This is a genomic window from Paenibacillus sp. NN59 (assembly GCF_057597225.1).
In genome coordinates this window covers 853,542-877,188 of record NZ_CP199678.1, presented here as the reverse complement: position 1 = coordinate 877,188, position 23,647 = coordinate 853,542, and the positions used below count along the sequence as shown (strand labels likewise).

Annotated in this window: 21 protein-coding genes and 1 pseudogene; 5 read left to right on the top strand and 17 right to left on the bottom strand. The window is 46.8% G+C overall.

The features are described from left to right. Positions 1-38: 38 nt before the first annotated feature. The 11 genes from ACT89M_RS03965 to ACT89M_RS03915 all read right to left on the bottom strand — a co-directional run bounded on the left by ACT89M_RS03965 (position 39) and on the right by ACT89M_RS03915 (position 10,969). Positions 39-851 (bottom strand): ABC transporter permease, encoded by an 813-nt coding sequence (locus ACT89M_RS03965; protein ID WP_154891621.1) that lies wholly within the window; start codon positions 849-851, stop codon positions 39-41. Positions 852-855: 4 nt separating this feature from the next. Then, positions 856-1,665, bottom strand: a complete 810-nt coding sequence (locus ACT89M_RS03960) for an ABC transporter permease (protein WP_308723311.1) — start codon at positions 1,663-1,665, stop codon at positions 856-858. Beyond that, positions 1,643-2,647 carry an ABC transporter ATP-binding protein gene (locus tag ACT89M_RS03955; protein WP_308723312.1) on the bottom strand — a complete coding sequence of 335 codons (1,005 nt, stop codon included), beginning with the start codon at positions 2,645-2,647 and terminating at the stop codon, positions 1,643-1,645. The genes ACT89M_RS03960 and ACT89M_RS03955 overlap by 23 nt, the downstream gene beginning before the upstream one ends. Before the next feature lie 32 nt (positions 2,648-2,679). Beyond that, a complete protein-coding gene (locus ACT89M_RS03950; protein WP_308723313.1) occupies positions 2,680-3,858 on the bottom strand; it encodes a radical SAM/SPASM domain-containing protein in 1,179 nt (392 codons plus the stop codon). 42 nt (positions 3,859-3,900) lie between these two features. Then, a complete protein-coding gene (locus ACT89M_RS03945; RefSeq protein ID WP_154891619.1) occupies positions 3,901-4,989 on the bottom strand; it encodes a radical SAM/SPASM domain-containing protein in 1,089 nt (362 codons plus the stop codon). 27 nt (positions 4,990-5,016) lie between these two features. Beyond that, positions 5,017-6,177 (bottom strand): UDP-glucuronosyltransferase, encoded by a 1,161-nt coding sequence (locus tag ACT89M_RS03940; RefSeq protein WP_308723314.1) that lies wholly within the window; start codon positions 6,175-6,177, stop codon positions 5,017-5,019. Then, positions 6,177-7,535 (bottom strand): ATP-grasp domain-containing protein, encoded by a 1,359-nt coding sequence (locus ACT89M_RS03935; RefSeq protein WP_308723315.1) that lies wholly within the window; start codon positions 7,533-7,535, stop codon positions 6,177-6,179. Before ACT89M_RS03935 ends, ACT89M_RS03940 begins: the two co-directional genes overlap by 1 nt. Next, complete coding sequence (locus ACT89M_RS03930) at positions 7,532-7,783, bottom strand: acyl carrier protein (protein WP_090923305.1); 252 nt, start codon at positions 7,781-7,783, stop codon at positions 7,532-7,534. Before ACT89M_RS03930 ends, ACT89M_RS03935 begins: the two co-directional genes overlap by 4 nt. Positions 7,784-8,161: 378 nt before the next feature. Beyond that, entirely contained in the window at positions 8,162-9,214 is a 1,053-nt protein-coding gene (locus ACT89M_RS03925) for a hypothetical protein (RefSeq protein WP_308723316.1), read from the bottom strand. Positions 9,215-9,263: 49 nt separating this feature from the next. After that, positions 9,264-10,757, bottom strand: coding sequence for a class I adenylate-forming enzyme family protein (locus ACT89M_RS03920; RefSeq protein ID WP_308723317.1), 1,494 nt, complete (start codon positions 10,755-10,757; stop codon positions 9,264-9,266). Continuing rightward, positions 10,754-10,969: a phosphopantetheine-binding protein gene (locus ACT89M_RS03915; RefSeq protein ID WP_487345000.1), complete on the bottom strand. Its 216-nt coding sequence runs from the start codon at positions 10,967-10,969 to the stop codon at positions 10,754-10,756. Before ACT89M_RS03915 ends, ACT89M_RS03920 begins: the two co-directional genes overlap by 4 nt. A gap of 251 nt (positions 10,970-11,220) precedes the next feature. Here ACT89M_RS03915 and ACT89M_RS03910 point away from each other — a divergent pair. Continuing rightward, a pseudogene (locus ACT89M_RS03910) lies at positions 11,221-11,375 on the top strand (IS256 family transposase); the annotation flags it as partial. 507 nt (positions 11,376-11,882) lie between these two features. Next, complete coding sequence (locus ACT89M_RS03905) at positions 11,883-13,238, top strand: MFS transporter (RefSeq protein WP_308723319.1); 1,356 nt, start codon at positions 11,883-11,885, stop codon at positions 13,236-13,238. A gap of 380 nt (positions 13,239-13,618) precedes the next feature. On the opposite strand, the gene rlmD is transcribed toward ACT89M_RS03905, so the two are convergent. After that, positions 13,619-15,244, bottom strand: a complete 1,626-nt coding sequence (gene rlmD, locus ACT89M_RS03900; protein WP_308723321.1) for a 23S rRNA (uracil(1939)-C(5))-methyltransferase RlmD — start codon at positions 15,242-15,244, stop codon at positions 13,619-13,621. 282 nt (positions 15,245-15,526) lie between these two features. Beyond that, positions 15,527-16,411: a diacylglycerol kinase gene (locus tag ACT89M_RS03895; RefSeq protein WP_090923311.1), complete on the bottom strand. Its 885-nt coding sequence runs from the start codon at positions 16,409-16,411 to the stop codon at positions 15,527-15,529. A 566-nt stretch (positions 16,412-16,977) separates the two neighbouring features. Between ACT89M_RS03895 and ACT89M_RS03890 the strand changes: the two genes are divergently transcribed. Beyond that, complete coding sequence (locus ACT89M_RS03890) at positions 16,978-17,676, top strand: NPP1 family protein (protein ID WP_308723350.1); 699 nt, start codon at positions 16,978-16,980, stop codon at positions 17,674-17,676. A gap of 113 nt (positions 17,677-17,789) precedes the next feature. Here ACT89M_RS03890 and ACT89M_RS03885 read toward each other — a convergent pair whose 3' ends face one another. Both ACT89M_RS03885 and ACT89M_RS03880 read right to left on the bottom strand, forming a co-directional pair. After that, the gene (locus ACT89M_RS03885) at positions 17,790-18,569 is read right to left on the bottom strand and encodes a sirohydrochlorin chelatase (protein ID WP_487344999.1); all 780 of its coding nucleotides are present in this window, start codon (positions 18,567-18,569) and stop codon (positions 17,790-17,792) included. A gap of 3 nt (positions 18,570-18,572) precedes the next feature. Further along, positions 18,573-18,863 carry a YerC/YecD family TrpR-related protein gene (locus ACT89M_RS03880; RefSeq protein WP_017690665.1) on the bottom strand — a complete coding sequence of 97 codons (291 nt, stop codon included), beginning with the start codon at positions 18,861-18,863 and terminating at the stop codon, positions 18,573-18,575. A gap of 474 nt (positions 18,864-19,337) precedes the next feature. Between ACT89M_RS03880 and ACT89M_RS03875 the strand changes: the two genes are divergently transcribed. Together ACT89M_RS03875 and ACT89M_RS03870 are read left to right on the top strand one after the other, a co-directional pair. Next, positions 19,338-19,973: a tyrosine protein kinase gene (locus tag ACT89M_RS03875; protein WP_308723323.1), complete on the top strand. Its 636-nt coding sequence runs from the start codon at positions 19,338-19,340 to the stop codon at positions 19,971-19,973. A 125-nt stretch (positions 19,974-20,098) separates the two neighbouring features. Next, positions 20,099-21,187 (top strand): DNA alkylation repair protein, encoded by a 1,089-nt coding sequence (locus ACT89M_RS03870; RefSeq protein WP_308723324.1) that lies wholly within the window; start codon positions 20,099-20,101, stop codon positions 21,185-21,187. Between the two features lie 186 nt (positions 21,188-21,373). Here ACT89M_RS03870 and corA read toward each other — a convergent pair whose 3' ends face one another. Then, positions 21,374-22,333: a magnesium/cobalt transporter CorA gene (gene corA, locus ACT89M_RS03865; protein ID WP_308723325.1), complete on the bottom strand. Its 960-nt coding sequence runs from the start codon at positions 22,331-22,333 to the stop codon at positions 21,374-21,376. 317 nt (positions 22,334-22,650) lie between these two features. Next, complete coding sequence (locus ACT89M_RS03860; RefSeq protein ID WP_308723326.1) at positions 22,651-23,640, bottom strand: inorganic phosphate transporter; 990 nt, start codon at positions 23,638-23,640, stop codon at positions 22,651-22,653. Positions 23,641-23,647 lie beyond the last annotated feature (7 nt).

Genomic DNA, 23,647 nt, shown 5'->3' with positions numbered 1-23,647 from the left:
GCACTTCACCCTCTCAACCATTTGTTATTAGCATTTCTCTAACTGCTGGCGCTCTCATAGTGTCTGACGGCCAGCTTCCAGAACAGCCTGACGACCAGAAGCGATATCACAGGAGCTACAAAAATCCATATCCCAAGGAAGAAGTCCAAACGGTCGATCAAATAAACCGACGGCATGTTGGTAATAAACAAGATAGGCACGACATACAGCCCTATCCTCTGTAGCCATTTGGGGTATATGTACATTGGCATATTGTTGAAATCCCAACACTTATCAATTATGTCGAAGATCGAACCGGACTTCACCGTCCAGAAAGCAAGGATTTGCGGAAGCAGAAGCACCGAGTAGGTCACGATCGTGCTGCTCAAGATCACGCCGATATATCCGGCCACGTGCATGAAACTTGGCTCAATGCCAAGACGCCGCCAAGCCACTACGATCATCGTGATCCCGGCGATCAGGTTCGGAATCGGAAACGCGTAGTTAACGTTTCGAAATGAAATCATGAACTGCAGTGATAGTGGCTTCGTCATATACAAGTCCAACGTTCCGTTGCGGATATGGCCGGAAAATCTATAAAAGTTATCCATAAACAATCCGGTATAGATTGCGATCATAATCGTATAGGTCCCGGTGAAGATCATCATCTGGTCGGGAGAAATTCCATTAATTTCGATCCCCAGCTGGAAAACGAAGATGACATAGATCAGCTTGGAAAACAGAAATACGGTCTCCATGATCAAACCGGAGTAGAAATTCGCTTTGTATTCCATATAACCGACCAAACTGTTCTTTGCGAAAATAAAAAACATACGTACGTGCTTCCGAATCTCACTCAAGCGGATACTCACAGATCTAACCTCCAACGGCTACATATTTCTTCATCCCGGAATCCCAAGCCAACTTGGAAATGAGCAAAAGTACCGTTACCCAAACGGCCTGCAAGAGGAGCCCGCTCACGATCTCATGAACCTCCAAGCTCCCGAGGATGATCTTAACCGGGAAGAATACGACATACTGGAACGGTAAATAGCTGGAGATTGTGGCAAACGTATCTCCGAAAATATTAAGCGGAAAGATGGCGCCGCTGAGCAGATAGACGCCTTGGTTGAACGCGATATACACGCCCCAAACCTCAGTAATGATGAACGCGAGCGCACTAATCGAATAAAAAAGCAGAAAGTTGATGAGCATTCCAAACAAAATACTAACCAGGAACATAACGATCTGCCCCACTCTAAGCTGAAACCCCCAAATCTGAGTAAACACGGTCATCAGTATGACGAATAAGACAAGGACGACCCCGGTCTGAACCGTTTTCTCACCGAAGAAATTGCATATCCGATAGCTGAAATAATGAATGGGCTGAGCGATAAATTTGCTTAATCCGCCCGTCTTGATGTCATTCGCGATCTCCCCTTCGAAGCCGGCAGAAACCAGCTTGGAGACGACGCCGGACAACACGGAATAAATGATGATCTGTGAATACGTATAGCCGTTAATAATCTCTTGCGGCGAACTGCGGAACACAGCTGTCCAGAGGAAGCATTGGACGAGTATAATAAAGCCGCCGCTGATAATGCCCATCAGGAAATCGGTCCGGTACTCCATCGCGTTCTGAAGCGCAAGGATGTACGTCCTTTTATATTTCTGCAAGGCTTTCATGTCTGACCCCATCTTTCTGATATAAGCTTTCGATGCCTCGCTCGACAGGTATATCTTCAACTGTGAAATCGAGGATCGGGAACCGGTCCAGTATCATTTTGGAAAGCCGCTGGAGGTCATGCTTGTCAATTTCCATGACGGCATTCATGCCGTCATGTTGAGTAATCGTGCCATAGTCGCTTAGCGCTTGCCTCGGCACTTCATCCGTAAATTGCAGCTTGATAATCTTTTTGGCATGCAACAGCTCGTTCACACGCCGAAGATCGCCGTCGTATACGATCCTCCCCTGATTGATGATAATCGCTCGTTTGCATAGATCCTCAATATCCGCCATGTAGTGGCTTGTCAGAATGACCGTTGCCTTCGTCTGCTCGTTATAATCTTTCAGAAACTCTCGAATGCGTTTCTGCGAGATCAGATCGAGTCCGATTGTAGGCTCATCCAGGAAAATCACCTTGGGCCGGTGGATGAGCGACGCAATAAGTTCCATCTTCATCCGTTCCCCCAGCGAGAGTCTCCGCACCTGAATATTAAGCAGGTCTTTAACGTCAAGCATCTCCGTAAGCTCATCCAGGACAAGATTGTAGGGCTTATCCTCGACCTCATAAATGCATTTGTTCAGGTACAACGATTCGTTCGCCGGTAAATCCCACCACAACTGTGATTTCTGCCCCATCACGATTGAGAACTGCATCTTGAATTCTTTTTTTCGTTCCCAAGGGACATAACCTAATACTGTCGCTTGCCCGCTTGTCGGATACAAGATGCCGGACAGCATCTTAAGCGTAGTTGTTTTGCCAGAACCGTTCGGGCCTAAAAATCCGACCATCTCACCCTGCTCGATTACAAGGGATATTTCGCTAACCGCTTCTTTGATCAGTGATTTTCGCCTCACTAAATTTTTGAGCGATTTTTTGAGCCCCAGTTCTTTCTCGTAATACTTGAAGCTTTTGGATAACCCCTCCATCTGGATAATACTCACTTGCGCACCTCATTTATGTGAATTTAGAATCGTTATACACCGTGCAAATGTAAGACACTGCACTTGGAACAAGCCGGTGTCAGTCGTTCATCCATCATTTCCCTTATTCTTCTGTAGGTCATGCTATGCCATAATTCCTGTACAGACGTATCATGTAATTTACCGATCTCGAACTCCTTGAAAAATTTGCATGCGATAATTGTTCCGTCGGGCGTAATGTCCATCCGGTTCGAGAGAGCCAGGCACTTCTTGTTCATCGTGCCTTTACCCCTCACCTCTTTGCCGAGCACGAAATCTTCAATCTGGTCATGATCCAGATTCGGCTGGTAGCGTAAACGCATTTTCCAGACCCGATTATTCACCCGGTCCAACTCGCTCATCAAAGCAGGGATACGCTCCGGATCAAGCTTGTAGTTAAAGGCGTGCCAGCTTCGTTCGCCCTTGTGCTCGCTCGCCGGGAGGAAGTCGAACTTCTCGTCAAAGTAATTGTCCATTCCCTGCGTGCATTCGTCCGAGATGTACCACGGGAAGCAGACCATGACCATATCTACACCGACGCCCTCCAGAAAGTCCAGCAGATCGTAAAGCTTGTCAGTCATACCATCGTTAACGACGGTATGGATCGTAATTTTGCCCTTGAACCTTTTTTCCTTGCGCAGCTCGACCAGCTTCCGGATCGCATCGATCGCCTTGCTGAATACCCCTTTGCCGCGAAGCGCATCATTCTCTTCTTCGAATCCATCAAGCGCAATGAGCAGCTCCAGGTTGTCGGAGATTCTCAACAAGGCGTCCAGCTTTCGCTCGATCAGCACCGCGTTCGTGCAGATCGTCGTCTCACGAGGATGGGCTTCAAGCAAATCGGCCAAACGGTCGAAATGGCTGTATACAAGTGGCTCGCCGCCCCAGATATAGAGTCTCGACTTGGCTGGTTCCGTCTCAAGGATCAGCTTCTCCAGCAGCCCGTAGTCGAGCTGTTCGCGTTGCTGCTCCGGTGTCATGAAGTGATGGTAGCCGGTGTCATTCCATTGATAGCAATGTTTGCAGCGCAAGTTGCATTGGTTCGTCAGTTTAATCCCGACCGACTCTGGCAACGGTGTCGCGTAACCCGCTATTTTCTCCATGTTACGCTTGGTTTCCACCGTATTCTTGATCGTACGTTTCAATATTTGCAGATCCTTAGCGGAATGCTTAATCTCAGATTTCGGATTCATATCAACACACCCTTCTTAAACGTAATAGGTCATTCACATGAATCAGTAGATATAATACCTTGAACAAGCTGTACAAATCGGAAGCATATTTTTTTTCATATACGCGCGATACTCTTTGTAATTGTCACTGCGCCAGATATCCAGCAAATTCTCTTCGTTCACGTTGCCGAAGGTCAAATCATAGAAGGCATGGCAGGGCGAAACATCACCTCTTGCCGTAATCTCCGCATAAGTCCATGGAAGAGAGCAACGGTTTCGTTTATCCGCCATCTGATGGAAATGTCCCGAGAAATAGTTGTGCAAGTTCTGTTCATCTATCGTCTTCGGATAGGTAATCACATCGATACTGTTTTTCAAGCAATACTCTTTAACATTATTGAGCTGTCTCGTCAATTCGGGAATATCGATCTGGCTGAACGAACTATTGTCTTTCCAGACCATCCCCTTGGCATACGGAGCTTCATGCACGCCGAATTCCTCACGAAGAACCTCCACATATTGGGCATACTGCTCTTCCGTGGCATAGAGCTGCACTTCCATGCTGATATGGTCCAACATTGACAAGTCGATATGCTTAAAGAAAAATTCCTCGACGTACATATAGGTCAAGGGTGTAATGATAAAGGATACACCCATCTTCGGAAATTGCTTGCCTTTGCTTTGCCGGAGCTCATAGAGCTTCTCGATTCCTTTGATTACTTTCTTGAATACGCCTTTGCCCCTCTGCCTGTCGTTGATTTCCTCAGGCCCGTCGAGCGACACCCAGATCTTATTAGGCGGAGTCTCGACTAACATCTCGGCATGCTTCTCAAGCAGTGTGCCGTTCGTGGGGAAGTCCGCTATGCTTCCATAATGATTGATCATGGCGAGAATATCGCTCAGCCAAGGGTACATCAGCGGCTCGCCGCCGAAGAAATCGTAATATGGCTTGCCGGGGCTGCACTCGATAATGATCTTTTTGATCAGCTCCGGGTCCAGCTGCGCTAATGTTTTTTTGCTTTTGTAGGGCCCTTCGAGTCCCCATTCATAACACATCTTACATCGTAAATTGCACTCCTCTAGCAGCTGCAAGACGATCCATCTCGGATAGCTCACCGTATCCTTGGCAACACTCAATTTACTTAAGCTCATCGCATTACCCCTTCTGCCATTGATATCTTAGCTCTTCGTTAACGCAACCCTTGAACAATAGTGATCCACATAATTCGTCCGTTCACCGGGTCTGTTCTTGATCGCTTGATGCATCTCCTTAAGGATATCTACAGAAAAATCCATCTCTCGCCACTTCTCGTAGCGTATTCCAAATCCAAGCGACTCCCACAATTCCAGATTGCTAAGCTCATGACTGCCGAACGGCTCCAGAAGAATAAGAGGGGTTTCGGAGGCAAGCGAGTCGATCAATGTGCCCGCTCCCGGCTTGGCTACGATAGCCATCGCCTCAGAAGCGACGTCAAATAACCAATGATGATCAGCCTCAGCGGTATATGAATTCGTATCTTCTCCTGCTATTTCAATGTATGGCGGAAATTCGTGCAGACCGTTCGCGCTCTTCACCCAAGAACACCATTCCGGATCGTTCATCCAATATCGGTGATCGGGATCGGGCTTCGCTTCATTCCAGTCGTAAGCTACAATATCAAGCCCATAGTTATGACTGGCAAGCTCTGGAATTGTACTTTGATAAGTGCCCATCCCCCAACCGCCGCCATGAACAACAAGCCGCCGCTTCCTTGATTCGAAAGGCAGTGTCGTACCAGGAAGAACCGGGATTTCGTATCGAATTGCCATCTTATCGGTGTCATAGAGACAAGCATTGTAATAATGCTCGTCATACCGGGGATGAAACTTCTTCAGGCTCTTCCAGGACGGAGCCAGATCTGAATCGACGTAGAGCAGGTCTACATGAATCGGATTCGGCAACATCTTCTCCCTATACAAATCCAGAATATAGATCCAGTGTCCGGATAGCGATATGAATTCGTAGCGTTCTTCCGCTTTCCAGGTCTCCAGCAATAGCTCAACCTGGGCATAATCTATACTATTGCGCATATCCATCGGCATTCGAGCCGAAATATTGGCAAGTGCGAAATTACTGTGGTAAGCCGTCCTGCTATCTGCAATATGCTCCCTCTTGTCGTGCTCCAAAAAGCTTTCGAACACGAGCACTTCCGCCTTGATATCCCTTTTCCCGAACTCGCTTGCAGCTAACAGGCCGGGAATATAGAACCCCAGACCAAAACCCGAGCATAGAATCGTTACTTTACGCTTCCCCATAAACTCTCTTCCTCCATCCATGGTTTCAAGCACTTCGGAATGCATCAGGGGGCGATCTTGAAGGATAACGACAACAGAACCTCCTTAAGTTTCGCGGACAATCGTTCGTTATCCCCTGTCCCCTCGATCAGCGAATAATACAATCTGCCCTTCACTTGCTTATTCCGGATTCCCTTGCACTCGCTGACGACCTTGTTAATAAAGAGTGTATTCGCGCTTAACGGTAGCATGCCAAACCCTCGATCAGGCTTATATAGAACACCCTCGCGGTCCAGCAATTCCAGCAATTGATCAAATGATACATCCCCTGCAAACTGTAAGGTCGCATGTGTCATACTGCCGGCCGTATCGTGCTTCTCGAGATACCGGTCAACATAATGCTTGATCAGACTCATTGATTTTCTTGCGTTGACCTCAACAATCGGAACGATACGGCCGTCTCTTAGCAGCATCGAATCGACGCATACGTCGCCGTGATAACCCGACTGATAAAGCTCGCGGGCTACCAGCTTCATTACATCAAAGTACTCCGCTTCGTGTAGCCTATGAAGCAGCCTGTCATCGGCTGTATAGGAGCCTTGGTAAGCGAATTTGTGATTGACCACTTGCTGCACAGAGACATGCCGGTACGTACCGTCCGGATCGATGTGGAATTGACAAGAGAAATCCAGCTCTTTGAGGAGGAACGGCTCAATAATAAACCGAACCGTTCTTCCCTTTCTGCACTGATCGGCGAGATAAGAGGTGACCCGTTGCAGAATCGCTTCCGACTCGATTAGCAAATTCCCCTTCCCGGATACCCCAAACTCATCTTTGATCAGAAAGGGGCCTTGTTTCAGCAGAGCCAAGCCGCTTGATAGCAACTCTTCGTGGGAATAGACCGTCTGGCTGTCACACTGAAGCCCAAGGCGACGGTTCAATTCGGTTGAATACAGCTTAGAATTAACCGTCTGAACCGTCTCGACAGCTGGACAATCCTGTTCCAGCCCGAAACGCGCAGTAGCACGGTCCACTCCCGGAATGACCGCGAAGGGCGATAACCGGGCGCCGTTCAGCCAGTCTGGATCTATGTCACCCACTTGATCCGTTGAGGTGAGCAGGTCGAATATATTGGCGGTTCTGCCTGCGCTTCCTCCATCAGGACTCTCAAGATCGCTTGAATTGGACAGAAATTGGAATCCGATCTCATGCAAATACGCTTTATGAGAAGCGTTCATTCGATAACGGGTAATGAGCCTATCCTGCGCCCCGCAAAATGGGAAGAGTAGCTCATCCATGGCCATCACGACATTCTCCATTACAGGATCGTGAACCGACGGCAGTTTGGCTTGATTAGGGTCGCGCCAGAAGCGTTCCGCGTCAAACATCCCGATAATGAGCTCGGACTTGCCTCTATCGTTCATACAGATGCCGTCTTCTGCAGCTCCGAGATATAATTGCAGAAGATTGTAACCGATTCCATACAATCGAAGTCGAATTGTTCAAAATCGATTTCAATGCCGAAGTTCTCCTCCACCTTCAATAAGAAAGTAATTAGCTGTAAAGAGTCCATTCCCCCGTCTTCCATGATGCTGGAATGCCCATTCAAGCTGTTCTCCAGCTGGGCGTCATCCTTGACTTCGCTTATCATCGCTATGATCTGTTCCTGCATAGGTACCTCCCGTTTAATGGATATATTGACCCTGGTAATAATGGATCGTTCTAGCGATTGCCTCCTGGAGCTCGTTCAAAATTTGGGAGAATATAAGGATGGCGACTTCCTGCAGATCCCCCTAATTGACAGGCTGTTCTTACGTGACGCCCAGAAGCTTATAATCCCTTCCAGCAAATCGTCTGAAAGCTTCTCGTCTGTCTGCCCCGCCATAAACCGTAAGGTTTGGCTTACTCGGTACGCTGTATCGCAACGATTATAATCCCGGCATCACTCCCTCCATGAATATGCCCTGTTCACCACGGGCTTCGGGTTAAGGATTCTATTCGAGTGCAGAAGAGATATCCACAATTAACATCAGTGGCTCCCGCAACATTACTAACTGCCTACCTTCTTCAGCCATCGTTCAAAGAATATGGATTCTTCATTTTCTATATTCGTAATCAGCGTTTGTAAGTTTTCGGAAATACTCGTATCCCTTGTCAAATTATATTTAATCGCTAGATTCACAAGGATCTTTGCTTTAAGTTCAATGGCTGCGAATTCATCTATATGCTCTTGATTTAATTCAATCAAATGCCGATTATCGTACAAGTACTTGAGTCTTAGCGTCATGATCTTCTTATGATCATAGAGTAAATGAAAGGGCCTTATATCAAGCATAGCCTTATGTTCGGATATCTCTTTCGCATAATTAAATAGAGTTGTGTATATTTGCATGCCGAAGTCAAGATTATGCCAGTCGCCCCCATAGTTGAACATCTCCCAATACTCCGGCGTTTTGTTAGTGAAATAATTTCTTATCGAATTCACTAGGGTATCTGCACTGAATTTATCCTGATATTGATCATTGAATGTATACAGATAAACCATTTCTTTTAGATAATCATGATTCGTTGTTAGATGATTCATGTCGAACGCTAGATTGAAATCATTAAATGATATCTCAGCCTGACTATACACCCCGTTCTTAAAAAAATCGGAAACATACAATATCTCTCTATCCAAATCATAGCCGTATACAAATATGTCATGATGTAATTGAAGTTTATTGTAGCGATCGCTTAGGGGCACGTAGAAATAATTGATCATGGTATGGACATAGTTATTCGCATTAATATTTTCTATAATAAAATGAATAACGGAGTCCCATTTTGTTGTAACAGTATCTCTATGTATCTTTTGAGAAGTAATCCATTTGCACGCATCCGAAGGCCGGAGCTCATAAGTCACAGGGAAATAAAAATCTCCCCACTGATGTTTATAATCTTTGTTAATGAATAATTGAATGTAATTGTTAAATATCCATGGGTGAGCACACTCGTAATGGGTAAGTATGGACAAGAGATGAGCATGTTGCGTATAGGTTGTAATCATTGGATAACTGACCGGCAATGTTTTTCTGCCTAACGTTTGAGTTGAATTTTTCAACCTTTCGTTCACCCCTGGTTATTTGGTTAAATGGCTTAAAGATTCCGAATCAGTATATCTCATTTAGCAATAAGTGCTTCGTACTTGCCCTGTCCAGTTTTCCTGTTTTTGTTTTTGGAATGTTATCAATAATCCTCCATTGCCTAGGCACTTTATAAGAAGACAAATGCAATTTGCAATGTCGTGTCAGTGCATCTATATCAATCAGGCATTCATTAAAAACTTTCAGAAATGCGATAGGAACCTCGCCTAACAGATCATCGTTTACACCAACAACCATGACCTCCTCCACTTCTTTCAAGCCGTACAAAAATTCCTCGATTTCTTCCGGATAGATATTGATACCGCCAGATATAATGATATTCTTCTTTCGACCTGTCAGTATAAGACACCCTGATTCATTCCAATATCCCAGATCCCCTGTCTTTAACCACCCCTCAACAATGGTAGCGTTCGTTAACTCCGGGTTTTTGTAATAACCGAGCATCACATTCGGGCCCTTGACCCAAATTTCTCCGATCGCTGCTCCTTCAACCTCATTCTCTTCTTCGTCAACAAGACGAATCGAAACGTCATTGATGGGTGTTCCACAGGATAAGTAGCGCTCTCCCCGTTCCATCATGCTCACCCGCGGAGAAGCTTCGGTCAATCCATAGGTTTGAATAATGTCCGCATGAGGAAATACAGTTTGAAGATGGTCTACCAATTTCACGGGAATCGCCGCACCGCTAATTACAATACATTCAATGGAATCAAAGGCACTCCAGTTCTTTGTCTGATGGAAATCGGAAACAAAGTGCATCAATTGCGTAGGCACCGCCGAGAATGCCGTGACCGCCTTATTCTGAAACAGTTTAAACGCGGTGCGCGGCAACAAGGGCAAGCTGATAAGCTTAATTCGGGTTCCATATAACATGCAAGAAATCAATTGCGTGACAATCGTAGAACTGAAATGAACGGGCATCGTTACCAGAAACGAATCTTGATCCGTATACCCCACCTTTCCGCCATGTGCCAGCGCATTCGTTAATACATTCCGATGGGATAACATAACGATTTTAGATTTTCCGGTTGTGCCCGATGTAGGAAGGAGAATTGCACATTGATCGGGATCGGACTGATTGGTTAACGAGATCGATTCGAACGAAGGCATGGGTTCTTGCGATAAATCCTGAGCGGTAACCCAAGAAATGTCGCAATTTAAATGCGCAGGCTGTGCAGATTTGCTGATAACCAATTTCGCGTCACTGGCATTTAAAATATTTTCAATTTCTGTATTGGATGCCGAATAAGGCACCGGTACTAACACATAACCGCAGAATTGAATGCCAAGCGCCGCAAAAATGAACAAGGGCTCATTATTTGTGTATAATGCAATATGACTTCCAGGCTCAAGCTTAAAATTCTTGCGGATATATAAAGCAATCAAGTAAGCTTCTGTCATCATCTCCGCGTAAGTCCATTGCTGCTTTAGATCTTCAAGGATAATATGATTTTGGCGATTAGAGGCCTCCAGAAACAGACGCTGAATGATCGTCATCATAGCGTTTTCTCAGACAAATAATTAAGGATTAATCCAGCCGTGGAGAAATTCTCAAATAACAGATCTTCATCAGGGATCGAGATGTTAAACTTCGATTCCACTAAAACAATAAGCTTGACGAAGCCTACGGAATCGATTCCTTTGTCCAACAAACGGGTATCATAATCTTCCGGATACTCGATGTCCAGCTCAGGAAAAATTTCGTCTTTCAAGATCAATTCTATTGATTTAGACATCATGTTTCCCCCGTTAGATAATCTTTAGAAAAAGGCTAATTAAAGAGGATCATATACGTGATGAGCAAATGAGAGTGATTGTGAAGAAGAATAAGTTCATAACGATAAACAAGGTGAATTTGCACTGAAAGAGTTGTTTACAGAGTTGTTTGCAGGGATGCTGCAATTCATGTTGGAGGCGGAGTATGACACGATGCAGGACATAAAAAGCTTCCGCGAAGAGTACAACGACGGAAATAATTGAGGGTTACCATCGTCAACATCGCAAGGCCTAAAGAAAAAAAGCATTTTCCCAAGCAATGAAGCGTTGCTGAAAATGCTTTACAAAACGAAGAGGAATGTCATTCGTAAATGGATAGGTTTAGTACAAAGCGGGGACTAAGTCCCCCATCACCTCTCCATTTTCTTCCTCGATGGAATCGAATTATATTGCGTAAAATTTTGCTTGGAGAGCGTTTACACTAGTGATTTACAGCACTAATTGATTGATATATTAAATATAATTACATATATGCCAATTGTCAACAGTTTTGAAAAAGCCCTTTGATGCCCTCAGGAATTTTGTCTTTGCTTGATGGGAGATCACCTTCGGTTAATGCAATCGTGTTTCTTTCGTTTGGCACTATCTACAACAATCTTCCATTAAAATCTTCGAAGAAACCGAGAGCTCGCTACGCTCAAATTATTAAGCTATTATGCTCACCATAATGTGCTAACCTGCTGTTAAAATGAAAAATGTCCCGGATCGCTATGATCGAATCACTAAAAGGGTTGGAATAGCTATCCCAACTTTGAGGGATTGAAGAGAGATGGCATGTATCGCTATAATTCAGACATTGGATTAAAGATGATCTAGATAGCGGCAGGGGTGCCGAAAAGGAGGATGCATATGAATCACCACACATCAGTGGCTCCGAAACGGCAAAAAAGCCGCTCTGACAGAGTAAATGAGTATGTAAAATCGCCAGAGAAGCAGAAGAAGCTGTATAAAAAAACGTTATGGCTTGTTGTGGTATCACAAATATTCGGAGGAGCGGGGCTGGCTGCCGGGCTTACTGTTGGAGCGCTGCTTGCGCAGGACATGCTAGGCAGCGACAGCCTTTCCGGTCTTCCCGCAGCTTTGTTTACGCTAGGCTCTGCGGCGGCGGCGCTGATCGTGGGAAGGTTATCACAGCGATTTGGACGCAGAGTCGGGCTAGGTGTCGGATTTATGGCGGGTGGAGTTGGAGCGACTGGCGTTGTGTTTGCCGCGCTTTGGGATCAAATAGCGCTGCTATTTGTGTCTTTGTTGATTTATGGAGCTGGCACGGCAACCAATCTGCAAGCCCGATACGCGGGTACGGACCTGGCGCTGCCGAATCAGCGGGCCAAAGCAATCAGTACAGCGCTGGTGTTTACGACAATTGGCGCGGTGGCAGGTCCCAATCTGGTAGAGCCGACTGGCCGCATGGCAACCTCCATCGGTCTTCCTGCTTTGTCGGGGCCGTTTATTCTAGCGGCAGTTGCATATTTGATAGCAGGCCTGGTACTGCTGCTGTTTCTTCATCCTGATCCGTTTATCGTTGCCAAGGCGATTGACGAAGAGGAAAGATTGAATAAAGGTTCGCAAGTGAAAGACGGCAAAAGTCTTCAGGCAAGGGTAGACACAAGCCGCCCGGAGAGCTCTCATAACCGAAAAGGACTCATTGTGGGGGCAACGGTTATGGTGCTTACCCAAATCGTAATGGTGGGTATCATGGTCATGACGCCCGTTCATATGAAGCAGCATGGTCATGGGCTTGGAGATGCAGGTCTGGTGATTGGCATCCATATCGCATTCATGTATTTGCCTTCCCTGCTGACCGGCGTGCTGGTGGATAAGCTTGGCCGTACCTTTATGTCCTGTGCATCAGGCGTTACGCTGCTGCTGGCAGGTTTAACCGCGGCTTTTGCACCAGGCGAATCCATGGGTTTGCTTATTGTAGCGTTGGCGCTTCTCGGCCTAGGCTGGAACTTTGGACTAATTAGCGGAACGGCAGCCATTATCGACTCCACAACGCCGAAGGTTCGCGCGAAGACACAAGGCACGGTTGACGTTCTGATTGCGCTGGCTGGCGCGTCCGGCGGCGCTTTGTCAGGCATGGTTATGGCTGGCGTTGGCTACTCCATGCTTTCCCTTGCCGGAGGATTGATGTCCTTGCTGCTTATTCCGGTGGTGGCCTGGTCATGGAGGAAAAATTCAACCTCTCATTCTGAAAAGGGGTAAATGCTTTGTCATCCTTTTACAGAGCCAGCTGTAATGTCCTGATTGCTCAAGCTGCTTCTCAGTACCTGGCCCATCTATCAAACCCTACCGCAGACCGTGGCAAGGAGTTTGCCTGTACCCTAGCCTGCAAGCCATTCACGGTTGGAGAACCGTCTGAAACTAATATAAGACTGAACGAGTTAATAGAAAAGGAATGCAACATTGAAGAGTCTTTGAAAAACAACAATAATACTTCAGTGTTCACCGAATTAAAACAAATTCTCGAATCATTTTTATCCTTCAGGGAGTTGACTCCAGCGATCTTGCACCGACCCATTAATCGAATTGAAATTAAAGCAGAAGGGTTCGAGAATCTTTTATAAATTCTCGAACCCTTCTGCTTATTCTTTAATCCTAACCAACATCGCCACCGACTCCACATGCACCGTATGCGGGAACATATCCACTGGCGTGACTTCCACCGTACGGTATCCGCCATCCTCCAACACGCGCAGATCACGTGCCAGCGTACTCGGATTACAGCTCACGTATACCACACGTTCCGGCTTCATCTCAAGGATGGTATCCAGCAGACGCGGGTCGCAGCCTTTGCGCGGGGGATCGACGACGATGACGTCGGCTTCGATACCTTGTTCTTTCCAGCGAGGGATGACGTCCTCGGAGGCACCAACTTCGAACTTGACGTTACGCATCTCGTTCAGCATCGCATTACTGCGCGCATCCTCAATGGCTTCGGGCACAATCTCTACCCCGTATACCTGATCTGCATGTTGCGCCAGGAAAAGAGAGATCGTTCCGATACCGCAATAGGCATCGATTACGGTTTCTTTACCACTCAGCCCGGCGTATTCTACCGTTTTTCCATACAGCACTTCGGTCTGCACCGGATTGACCTGGTAGAATGAACGCGGAGATATCGCGAATTGCACATCCCCGATAAAATCATAAATTACATCCCGGCCCCACAGGACACGGGTCTCATCGCCGAAAATAACGTTTGTCTGCTTTTTGTTCACGTTCTGGCAGATGCTCGCCACCTGAGGAATCGCTTCGCGGATACTGCCGATCCACTCGTCTTTATGTTGAATATCCCTGCCATTCGTCACCAGAACGAGCATCATCTCGCCTGTACGGAACGCCTTTTTCACCACGACATGACGCAACAGACCACGGCCTGTTTCTTCGTTGTATGCACTGATGCCGAGGTGGCTGCCGATCTCCTTCACCTTCGCCACAACTTCATCATTATGCTCGTGTTGAATAAGACAGGTCTCCATGTCGATGATTCGGTGACTTCCTTTCGCATAGAAACCGCCCACCAAACCGCCTTCGGTTACACCAATCGGCACCTGTGCCTTGTTCCGATAACGCCACGGCTCGTCCATCCCCATCGTTGGCAAGACACGAATCGCGTGTCCTGTATCTTCTTCGTTCGTCTCATCCTCCGTCAACACGTTCAGCTTCCCGATCCGCTGTAGATTATCGATCACAAGCTGACGTTTCCACGCCAGTTGACCAGCGTAGCTCATATGCTGAATCTGGCATCCGCCGCATTGATCGTAGATCGGACACGGTGCAGATACACGATCTGGACTGGCTTTGACAATCTCCAGCAACTTAGCGTAGCCATATTGCTTCTTGGTTTTCATGACGCGCACGCACACCGTTTCCCCTGGAAGAGCACCCTGCACAAATAGTGTATATCCATCCGCACGGCCTACACCCTCGCCGTCATGATTCATGCCGATGATCTCAATGACGGTTTCATCATTTTTGCTAACGGGCAATCCTTCGATTGGTGCGGATTCACGCGTTCTGCCTTTGGAGCGCACACCAGAAAGAGATGCACTGCGTGGCCGCACCTCTTTACCTGACTGACTTGTAGATGGACGAGTTGATTGCATGGATTGACTTGGCTGACGAGAAGCTGAAGCATTCCCTTTCCCTTGAGGAGCAGCCGAATTCCGGCGGTTTTTTCCACGACCGCTGCGGTTCGTATTAGACAACGTACATTCACTTCTTTCTTATATAGTACACCGCCTGCAATGACGGTGAGTTAAATTATTATGTTGACTGTGTTGCATTGTTGATTGTGTTGATCTGAATCGAGTTCGATCGAGTTGAGCTGATCTGGATTGAGTAATCTAGGCTTTTTTAAACTGTTCCCATCTGTTTCGATCTGTTCCGTAATTTTCGTAATCTTAATAAAAAATTTCCTTCTTCACGCCAAAAATAACGTTCCAAAATTCTAACGAATCTCAGAAACGTTATTTCATTGTAACATTTATTTACCGATGGAACAGCTGCAGATGATGCTTTAGATTCGTAAACGTCGCAGGCAACGTGCCGCCTAGCTCACCGTCCAGATTCAGTTGTACATAGCCTGGTGAATTGACTTCCATGTGATCCGTCTGGAAATGTACGACTTTTTTGTCGTTCAGATGCTCTCCGCGCAGCGCCAAAGTAACAAGACGAATCATATCCGCCAGATTACACTTGCGTACACCAATGACATCGAACAACCCATCATCAATGGTTGCCCCCGGAGCCAGCTTCTCGAAGCCGCCAACGGAGTTCGTATTGGCAATGAGGAACAGCATGAATTCATCATGAATTTCTTCCTGACCATTCGCACGAATGATTAATTCCTGCGGGGACAGGCTTGCCATTTTCTCAATCCCCTTCATATAATAGGCCAGTTGCCCGATCATCGTTTTCAAACGACTCGGTACTTCATAGGTCAGTTCGGTTAACGATCCACCGCCTGCGATGTTGATAAAATACCTATCGTTTGCCTTTCCCAGATCCAGAGGGCGCGTCTGCTGCTGAATAACCAGATCCACATAATCTTCCCATTGTCTCGGAATCCCGAGCGCACGCGCAAAGTCATTGGTCGTCCCCAGAGGAAACACACCCAGCGGAGGGCGATTGTCCCGCTCAGCCATACCATTAATGACCTCATATAACGTACCGTCTCCGCCCGCAGCGATAATCATGTCGTATCCGCGTTCAATCGCCAGTTCAGCTTCCCGGGTCGCATCGCCTTCCCCCGTTGTAGCATGACACGAAGCCTCAATACCGCCTTGATCCAAACGTTGCAAAATATCAGCTAGACGTTTCTTCATTTCTTCCCGGCCTGAAGTCGGATTATATATTAATCGAGCTCTTTTCATCTGATACGCCACCTATTCCACATTATCCATGAGTCCGAATGACCTCATCTTCTTACGCTGCATCAGTCCACCGAGGGGCATCATTATAATTAACACAACCATAAACTTTCGTTAATCCTGCCCAAACACTATATATAACTATGCCAGAGGAATGACGTCCCATTCCAAAAGCTATTGCTTCTATCATATCATCAAATGTAAAGATGTCCTAGCCTATTCCAGCCGTGATTTTTGCATAAATCAAACGCCCGAAGTCCCTTACCCTAATAAACATGCCAAAGTCATCTTGAAACCGATCTTTCCATCTTCTTTTGCAAAAAAACCACTGATCTTCCATTCTGCCCGCTTGCAACGGAATTAATCTCCATTTTATCTGCTGTCCACAACTAATTACATTATGACAAAAATATACAGCAAATTTACAAATCTCAATATAAAAATATAACCTAAATCAATATTTTTCCAGTACCATGGATATACAGAACACATCCATACATAACTGACCTCACTCTACTACGTTTACAAAGGAGAATTGCACAATGCAAACAACCAAAAAACTGGTACTGATGCTAATGGTTACCCTCCTCGCCTATTTACCGATAGGCACCGTTGCGGAAGCAGCCGTCATTAATCATGACCAGGTCGTCGGTTTTCAAGAAGTCACACCCGTAACAACCACGCAAATCACAGCCAAACGTTTTCAACCTTTTCTGAAGGTCTATCATGGATGCGTGCCTTTCCCCGCCGTTGATGCACAAGGTAACACCAGCGCAGGTTTGGCAACGTCCGGATCACACAATGGCGGATGCGGCTCCAACCTGGGTCAGGTCTATTCACGTTCTGCTTGGCATAATGGCGTATGGGCGATCATGTACGCATGGTACTTCCCTAAAGACAACCCATCTCCGGGATTTGGACATCGGCATGACTGGGAGGGCATCGTCGTATGGGTAGACAACCCGGCGGTTGCCAACCCGAAAGTACTCTCGATCGCCTACTCAGGTCACGGGCAGTTCACCAAAGTGACACCAAGCAACAGCAATATGCAAGGCGACCATCCGAAAATCTCCTATAATAGCACCTGGCCGCTCAACCACGAGCTTGGTGTAACCAACGTAGTTGGGGGAACTCAGCCGCTAATCGGTTGGGATGATCTGACTCCAGCTGCACGTAATGCCCTGAATACAACGGACTTTGGCAGCGCCAATGTACCATTTAACGATAACAACTTTGCGAACAATCTGAATAAAGCTTGGTTTAGATAATTGGTTAGATCATGGATTCACACAAAAAAAACCACGCCCCAGGGCGTGGTTTTACGTTATGCACAAATAGAAGATTCTATTTATAACTTCAATCTTTTAATCTTAAACTGACTTCAATCTTCAACCTCATCACACTTCTTCAGCAAAAACTGAATCTGGCGCTCCAGCCACTGCCCAAGCAAAGGATGAGGCAACAACGTTTCCCCACTATATGCATATTCCAACTCTTTAAGTCGACCTGGAATAACATGCTGGGTAAAATAACCAGCACTCAAAAACAGCGGTGCCACAATGACGCGACTGCCGCGCTCTTCGGACCAGTATTTCGCCTTGTCGTATACACTTTCCGGATTAAGCAATGCATAGTCTGTATGAGCAACGCCGCTGATCTGCTGCACTCGTTCCGCGAGCGAAGAAATGCCTGCTTCCCAACGCTGGCGGAATCCATCATGAATACTGCCATGTCCGACAAGCAAAATCGTTTCCTGCTCAGGCTGCTGTGATAGTGACCGAACCTTGTCCCACACCATCACCGCAATATCAGGATCATTATCCACCGGATAGCCAAAATGAACCCGCGCCTTCACCTCAAAAGGTTCAAGATCGGTTTCACGCTCAGGTGCATCCTTCGCCCCGATTGCATACTCGATCTCATCCACATGGGTGCTGCCAGAGGAAACAAATAACGGTACAACCAACAGATCCGTTACACCTTGCGCTTCCAGTCGGTTAATACCGTCCTGAATTAAACGCCCGTCTACCAATTCCAGAAATCCAGCTTCAACAGGTAACGGATCAGGCAGATTCAACCGGGAAATCGCGTCATCGACGGATTCCACCCAGGTTTTCTCCTGAGAACCGTGACTAATGATGAGTACACCCGGCTTCTTCATGACTTAGCGCCCCAGGCGTTCCAGCGTCATTTTATAACCGTCATTCCCGTAATTCAGACAACGCTTAACACGCGAAATCGTGGCCGTGCTCGCGCCCGTCTCTGCTTCAATCTGGTTGTATGTGTTGCCTTTGCCAAGCATACGTGCTACTTCCAGCCGCTGGGACATGGATTGGATCTCGTTCACGGTGCAGAGGTCATCAAAAAAGACATAACACTCTTCAATATCCTTAAGTGTCAGGATTGCCTCAAATAGTTGTTCAATGCTTTTATCATTTAGCTTTTTCAGCTGCATTTTATCATCATCCCCTAGCGGTTACTGTGTACATCCATTGTACCTAGCCTAAGTTGGTATTTCAAGCGTTAACGATTTCACGCACTACAGAACAAAAACACATGTTACCGCTTACAAAACATACTATTGTCCTCCGTAGGCGGACAACGAGCATAAAAACTGCAATAATCGCCCCTTTAGGAGGAACATTTCCGATTATTTATCTAGGATTTTATACCTGTAAATTGTTACAAATTTGTGTCCGAAATTCATTTTTCTTCCTGAAAACCACCTTAAAGGCTCTGGTATGACTTGCGCCCATTTCCGCAAATATCCCGTTTTCCGTGATACCCGCCTACGCCGCCTCTCCGCGAATGACATACAGTATATCAAAAGGGAGTTCCACCCTGCTTGTTATACCATGATTTTTACAGGATTGATTTCTCGGTGGAACGCAATTCCGAAAAATCTAATATAGAAGGAACGTGATCGTTCATGCCACAGCATTACTATCATCGCCCGCCAGGAACACGGCAACGTCCGGCTCCTCAAAGCCAGCAGCAGGCTCGCACCTCAGCTTATGCACCGTATGGAAATGTGCCACGCTCTCTCAATGAAGCACAGATCCAGCCGATGTACCCCGGAGTTCATCCGACTTACCCGGGCTTCGCCGAGGTTGAAGCCTCCGGTCTTGTGCCCTATGGGCAGGGCGCACCCAGCGGAGGGCTTTATGGAAGCGACGTCGTGCCCGTTACTCCAGTCGTTCCGGCTCAAACACCTGCCTCTTCAGGCAGCTCAGGCTTTTCCCTTGCCAACTTAGGTGAGTTAAAAGGCATGATTGACCGCTTCGGCGGCATTGACGGCATTATGAGCGGCGTGGCCAAAATGCAAAAGGTCGTTGGCGGTATTCAGCAGATGGCCCCGATGATGAAACTGGTGATGGGCATTCTGCCTTTTGGAAAAAATAAAAACAGTAGCAGCGAAGCCGACGCTGATTATGAAGAATACTCGAAACCTCGCCCGCGCAAACGCCGCAAAAAAACGACAGGTACACAGCGGAAACGCACCTCTTCCCCAGCGCGCCGGAAAAACGCAACATCCAAACCGCGTCCCAAAAGACGCAAAAGTTAACTCTATTCAGGCACTCCCCTTACAAAGGCGGGTGCCTTAACCTTTTTGAGCAACTAAAAGCAAGAACTTATGTTCTTATTCTGGAAAATGGGGTATACTAGAGACTACATATAAGGAGGCAGACCATGGAACTGTTCAAAGATAAATATACACCTGCTCTCATTGATCGAACCGCCAATCAGTTGCATCAATTCTATCCAGAGTTACAAACACAGCGATTCCGCGAACTGGTTTTCGCTGAAGGCTGGGAAGCGCTGGAGTTCAAGGCAAGGATACGTCGGATTACGGAATCTTTGACCCATGTTCTGCCCGCCGATTACGAACAAGCCTTACATATCCTTGAACAGGCAGCTCCACAGTTGCGCGGGGTTGAGTACCTTTTTGTGCCTGATTTCATTGAAGTGAATGGACTTGCCCCAGAAAACTACGAGTTATCGATGAAATATCTTAAGGTATTCACACCTTATTCAAGTTCTGAATTTGCGGTGCGCCCGTTCATCCAGCGTTACCCGCTTAAGACGTTGAAACAGTTGATGGAATGGACAGAAAGCAGTGACGAGCATATTCGCAGGCTTGCTAGCGAAGGCAGTCGCCCTCGTTTGCCATGGGGAGCCAAGCTTGGCGATTTGATCGTTGATCCGACGCCCGCGCTTCCGATTCTGCATGCACTCAGGCAGGATGAATCCCTCTATGTACGAAAAAGTGTAGCGAACCACCTGAACGATATTTCCAAGGATCACCCTGATCTCGTTCTAGACTTAGCTCAAGCTTGGTACGGTCAGAACGCGCATACCGACTGGATTATCCGCCACGCAAGTCGTTCGCTGCTGAAGAAGGGGCACCCTGTTGCACTGAGCCTGTTCGGCTATCACAAGCAGGAGGCTGTTCATATTGAAAACCTGAAGCTGGATCGGGAGCAGATTGCTACGGGAGAGGATCTTCATTTTTCATTCGATGTGGTTAATACGAGCGGCGAACCACAGATGCTGAGGCTTGAATATGAGATTGGTTATATGAAGGCTAACGGCAAACAGGCACCCAAACGCTTTAAGTGCTCGGACAAGATGTATGCCAGTGGTCGCAGTACCGTCAATACCAAACAATCATTCAAACTCATTACGACACGGAAATATTACGAAGGGCTGCATACGCTCACGATCGTTGTGAACGGGCAAAATACGGAATCCGCTTCTTTTGTGCTTACGTTAGACTGAACTTCGAAATGGGAATTTCACTTTAGTTATGCACAAGTCTCTATGATTGAATCACTTATGCACATGTGGATAGAAGAATAGACAGAGAATAGCCGTCAGGCAACAAACAACCTTGGGAGCAACGGATTCGTTTTCCGCAAGGTTCGCCTGACGGCCTTTTTATCTTTATTTATCAAGTTATCCTGTTTATTTAAACCAGCCGCGCTTCACAAACCAGGCCACCATACAGCCTCCAAGGACAAACATCAGTAATAGCACAGCACCGTACCCATACCTCCACTGAAGCTCCGGCATATGGGCGAAGTTCATGCCGTAGATACCTGCAATTAGAGTGAGTGGCATAAATACCGTCGTAATGACCGTCAGTGTTTTCATAATCTGATTCATTCGATTCGAATTCAGTGAGATATAGCTATCGCGCAAGTCTGCCGTCATCTCCCGATCGGCTTCAATCATATCCGTCAGTTTGAGCAAGTGGTCATAAATATCGGTAAAATATGCCGTATGTTCCCCTGTTCGCTGTACATGTTGCGAATTAATGACCCGGTAGAGAAGATCCCGCATAGGTACAACAGTGCGTCTAAGCTTCAGGAGTCGACTACGCAGGTCAAACACCTGATTCATCAATTCTTCTACGGACTCCTGACCACCCCGATTTTCCAGTTCAGCCAGTTCATCCTCGATAGCAAATAGCGATGGAAAATAATGATCAACCAGTTTGTCCATCACTGTATATGCTGCCGCCACCGGCCCTCTTGCCCAAATGGTACGCTCATGCGCGTGTTTTAGCAGTCTGTCCCAGGCTTCGTCCACTTCTTCCAATCTTCCATGATGGAATGACACCAGAAAGTTCTGTCCAAGGAACAGATCTACCTCTTCTGCCTCAAGCGTGGCTGGATTCAGCGCATGTAACACAAGAAACTGCAAATTCTCATAGTAATCCAGCTTGGGACGTTGCAATACATGCAGACAGTCTTCAATGGCGAGTGGGTGAAAATGAAAATATGTATCCAGCAGCCGACTTTCTTCTTCGGTAGGCTGGTTGAAATCTGCCCATACCCAGGCATAATCGTTTAAATCCAACTGTACAAGCGGCATATTCACCGTGACTTGATGATCCCGTGTAATCGCAAGTGTACGAATCATGGATAGACCACATCCTTGTCTCTTATCGAAGTTCTGATTTCATTGTACACTCTGAAAAACAAAAAAAGCCAACCCTGTTGGCTTCTCTTATTTCCCCTATCCACAGTTCCCTGTATCCACAGGAAGGTTTCTTTTGGTTTATCATTCCACGGATGGCTATCCACATATCCAGCCTGTCCACATCTTCGTGCACAGGCATTTCTTCTACTCATTGTATATTTATCCACATATCCCGATATTCACATCGTTATGAACAGGTTCGTCCTTCACTTACTGTATCCAATCGATGGATACCCGGCCCTTCTGTTGACAACTGTTTAGAAAATAATCCAGTACAACAGACCTGCAAGTGCTCCGGTAATTGGAATCGTAATGAACCACGTAATGATGATACGTCCAGCCAGTCCCCATTTTACAGCCGAGAAACGTTTCGCTGAACCTACACCCAGAATCGCGGATGTGATTGCGTGTGTCGTACTTACCGGAAGGTGCAACAATGTTGCTGTGAAAATAACGGATGCAGCAGATAAATCGGCAGCAAAGCCGTTAATTGGTTCGATTTTGAAAATTTTAGTCCCCATCGTTTTGATGATTTTCCAACCACCCACCGATGTCCCCAGGGCCATAGCTGTTGCTGCTGAAATTTTAACCCACAGTGGTACTTCAAGATGATCCTGTACCTTGGCTGCGACGAGTGCAAAAGTAATGATCCCCATCGCTTTCTGCGCATCGTTGGTACCATGAGTGAATGCCTGCAGGGCAGCCGTGAAGATCTGTACCGTACGGAAGCCTTTATTCACATTGTGCGGACTGCGTTTGGCGAACACATATTTAAGAATCATCATGACGATATAACCAATGGCAAAAGCAATCAGAGGTGACAACAGCAAACCTCCGACGATATCAATGAATCCACTCCATTTCACTTTGTCCGAGCCTGCTCCAACGAGCACTGCACCTGCGAGCGCTCCGATTAACGCATGTGAAGAAGATGAAGGAATTCCAAACCACCAGGTAACCAAATTCCAGATGATCGCGGCAATCAAGGTGACGATGACAACCTCGATCCCGTTATCAAGCTTGGTGGGGTCCGTCACGCTCCCCCCAATCGTCTTCGCAACACCCGTAAACATCATCGCACCAACAAAGTTCATCACGGCCGCCAAAATAATGGCGCGGCGCGGCGTCAGTGCACGTGTGGATACCGATGTGGCAATGGCATTAGCCGTGTCGTGGAAACCGTTGATGAAGTCAAACGCCAGTGCAAGGAAGACGACTATACCTAATACCCAAATCGTTGTTTCCATTATTCTC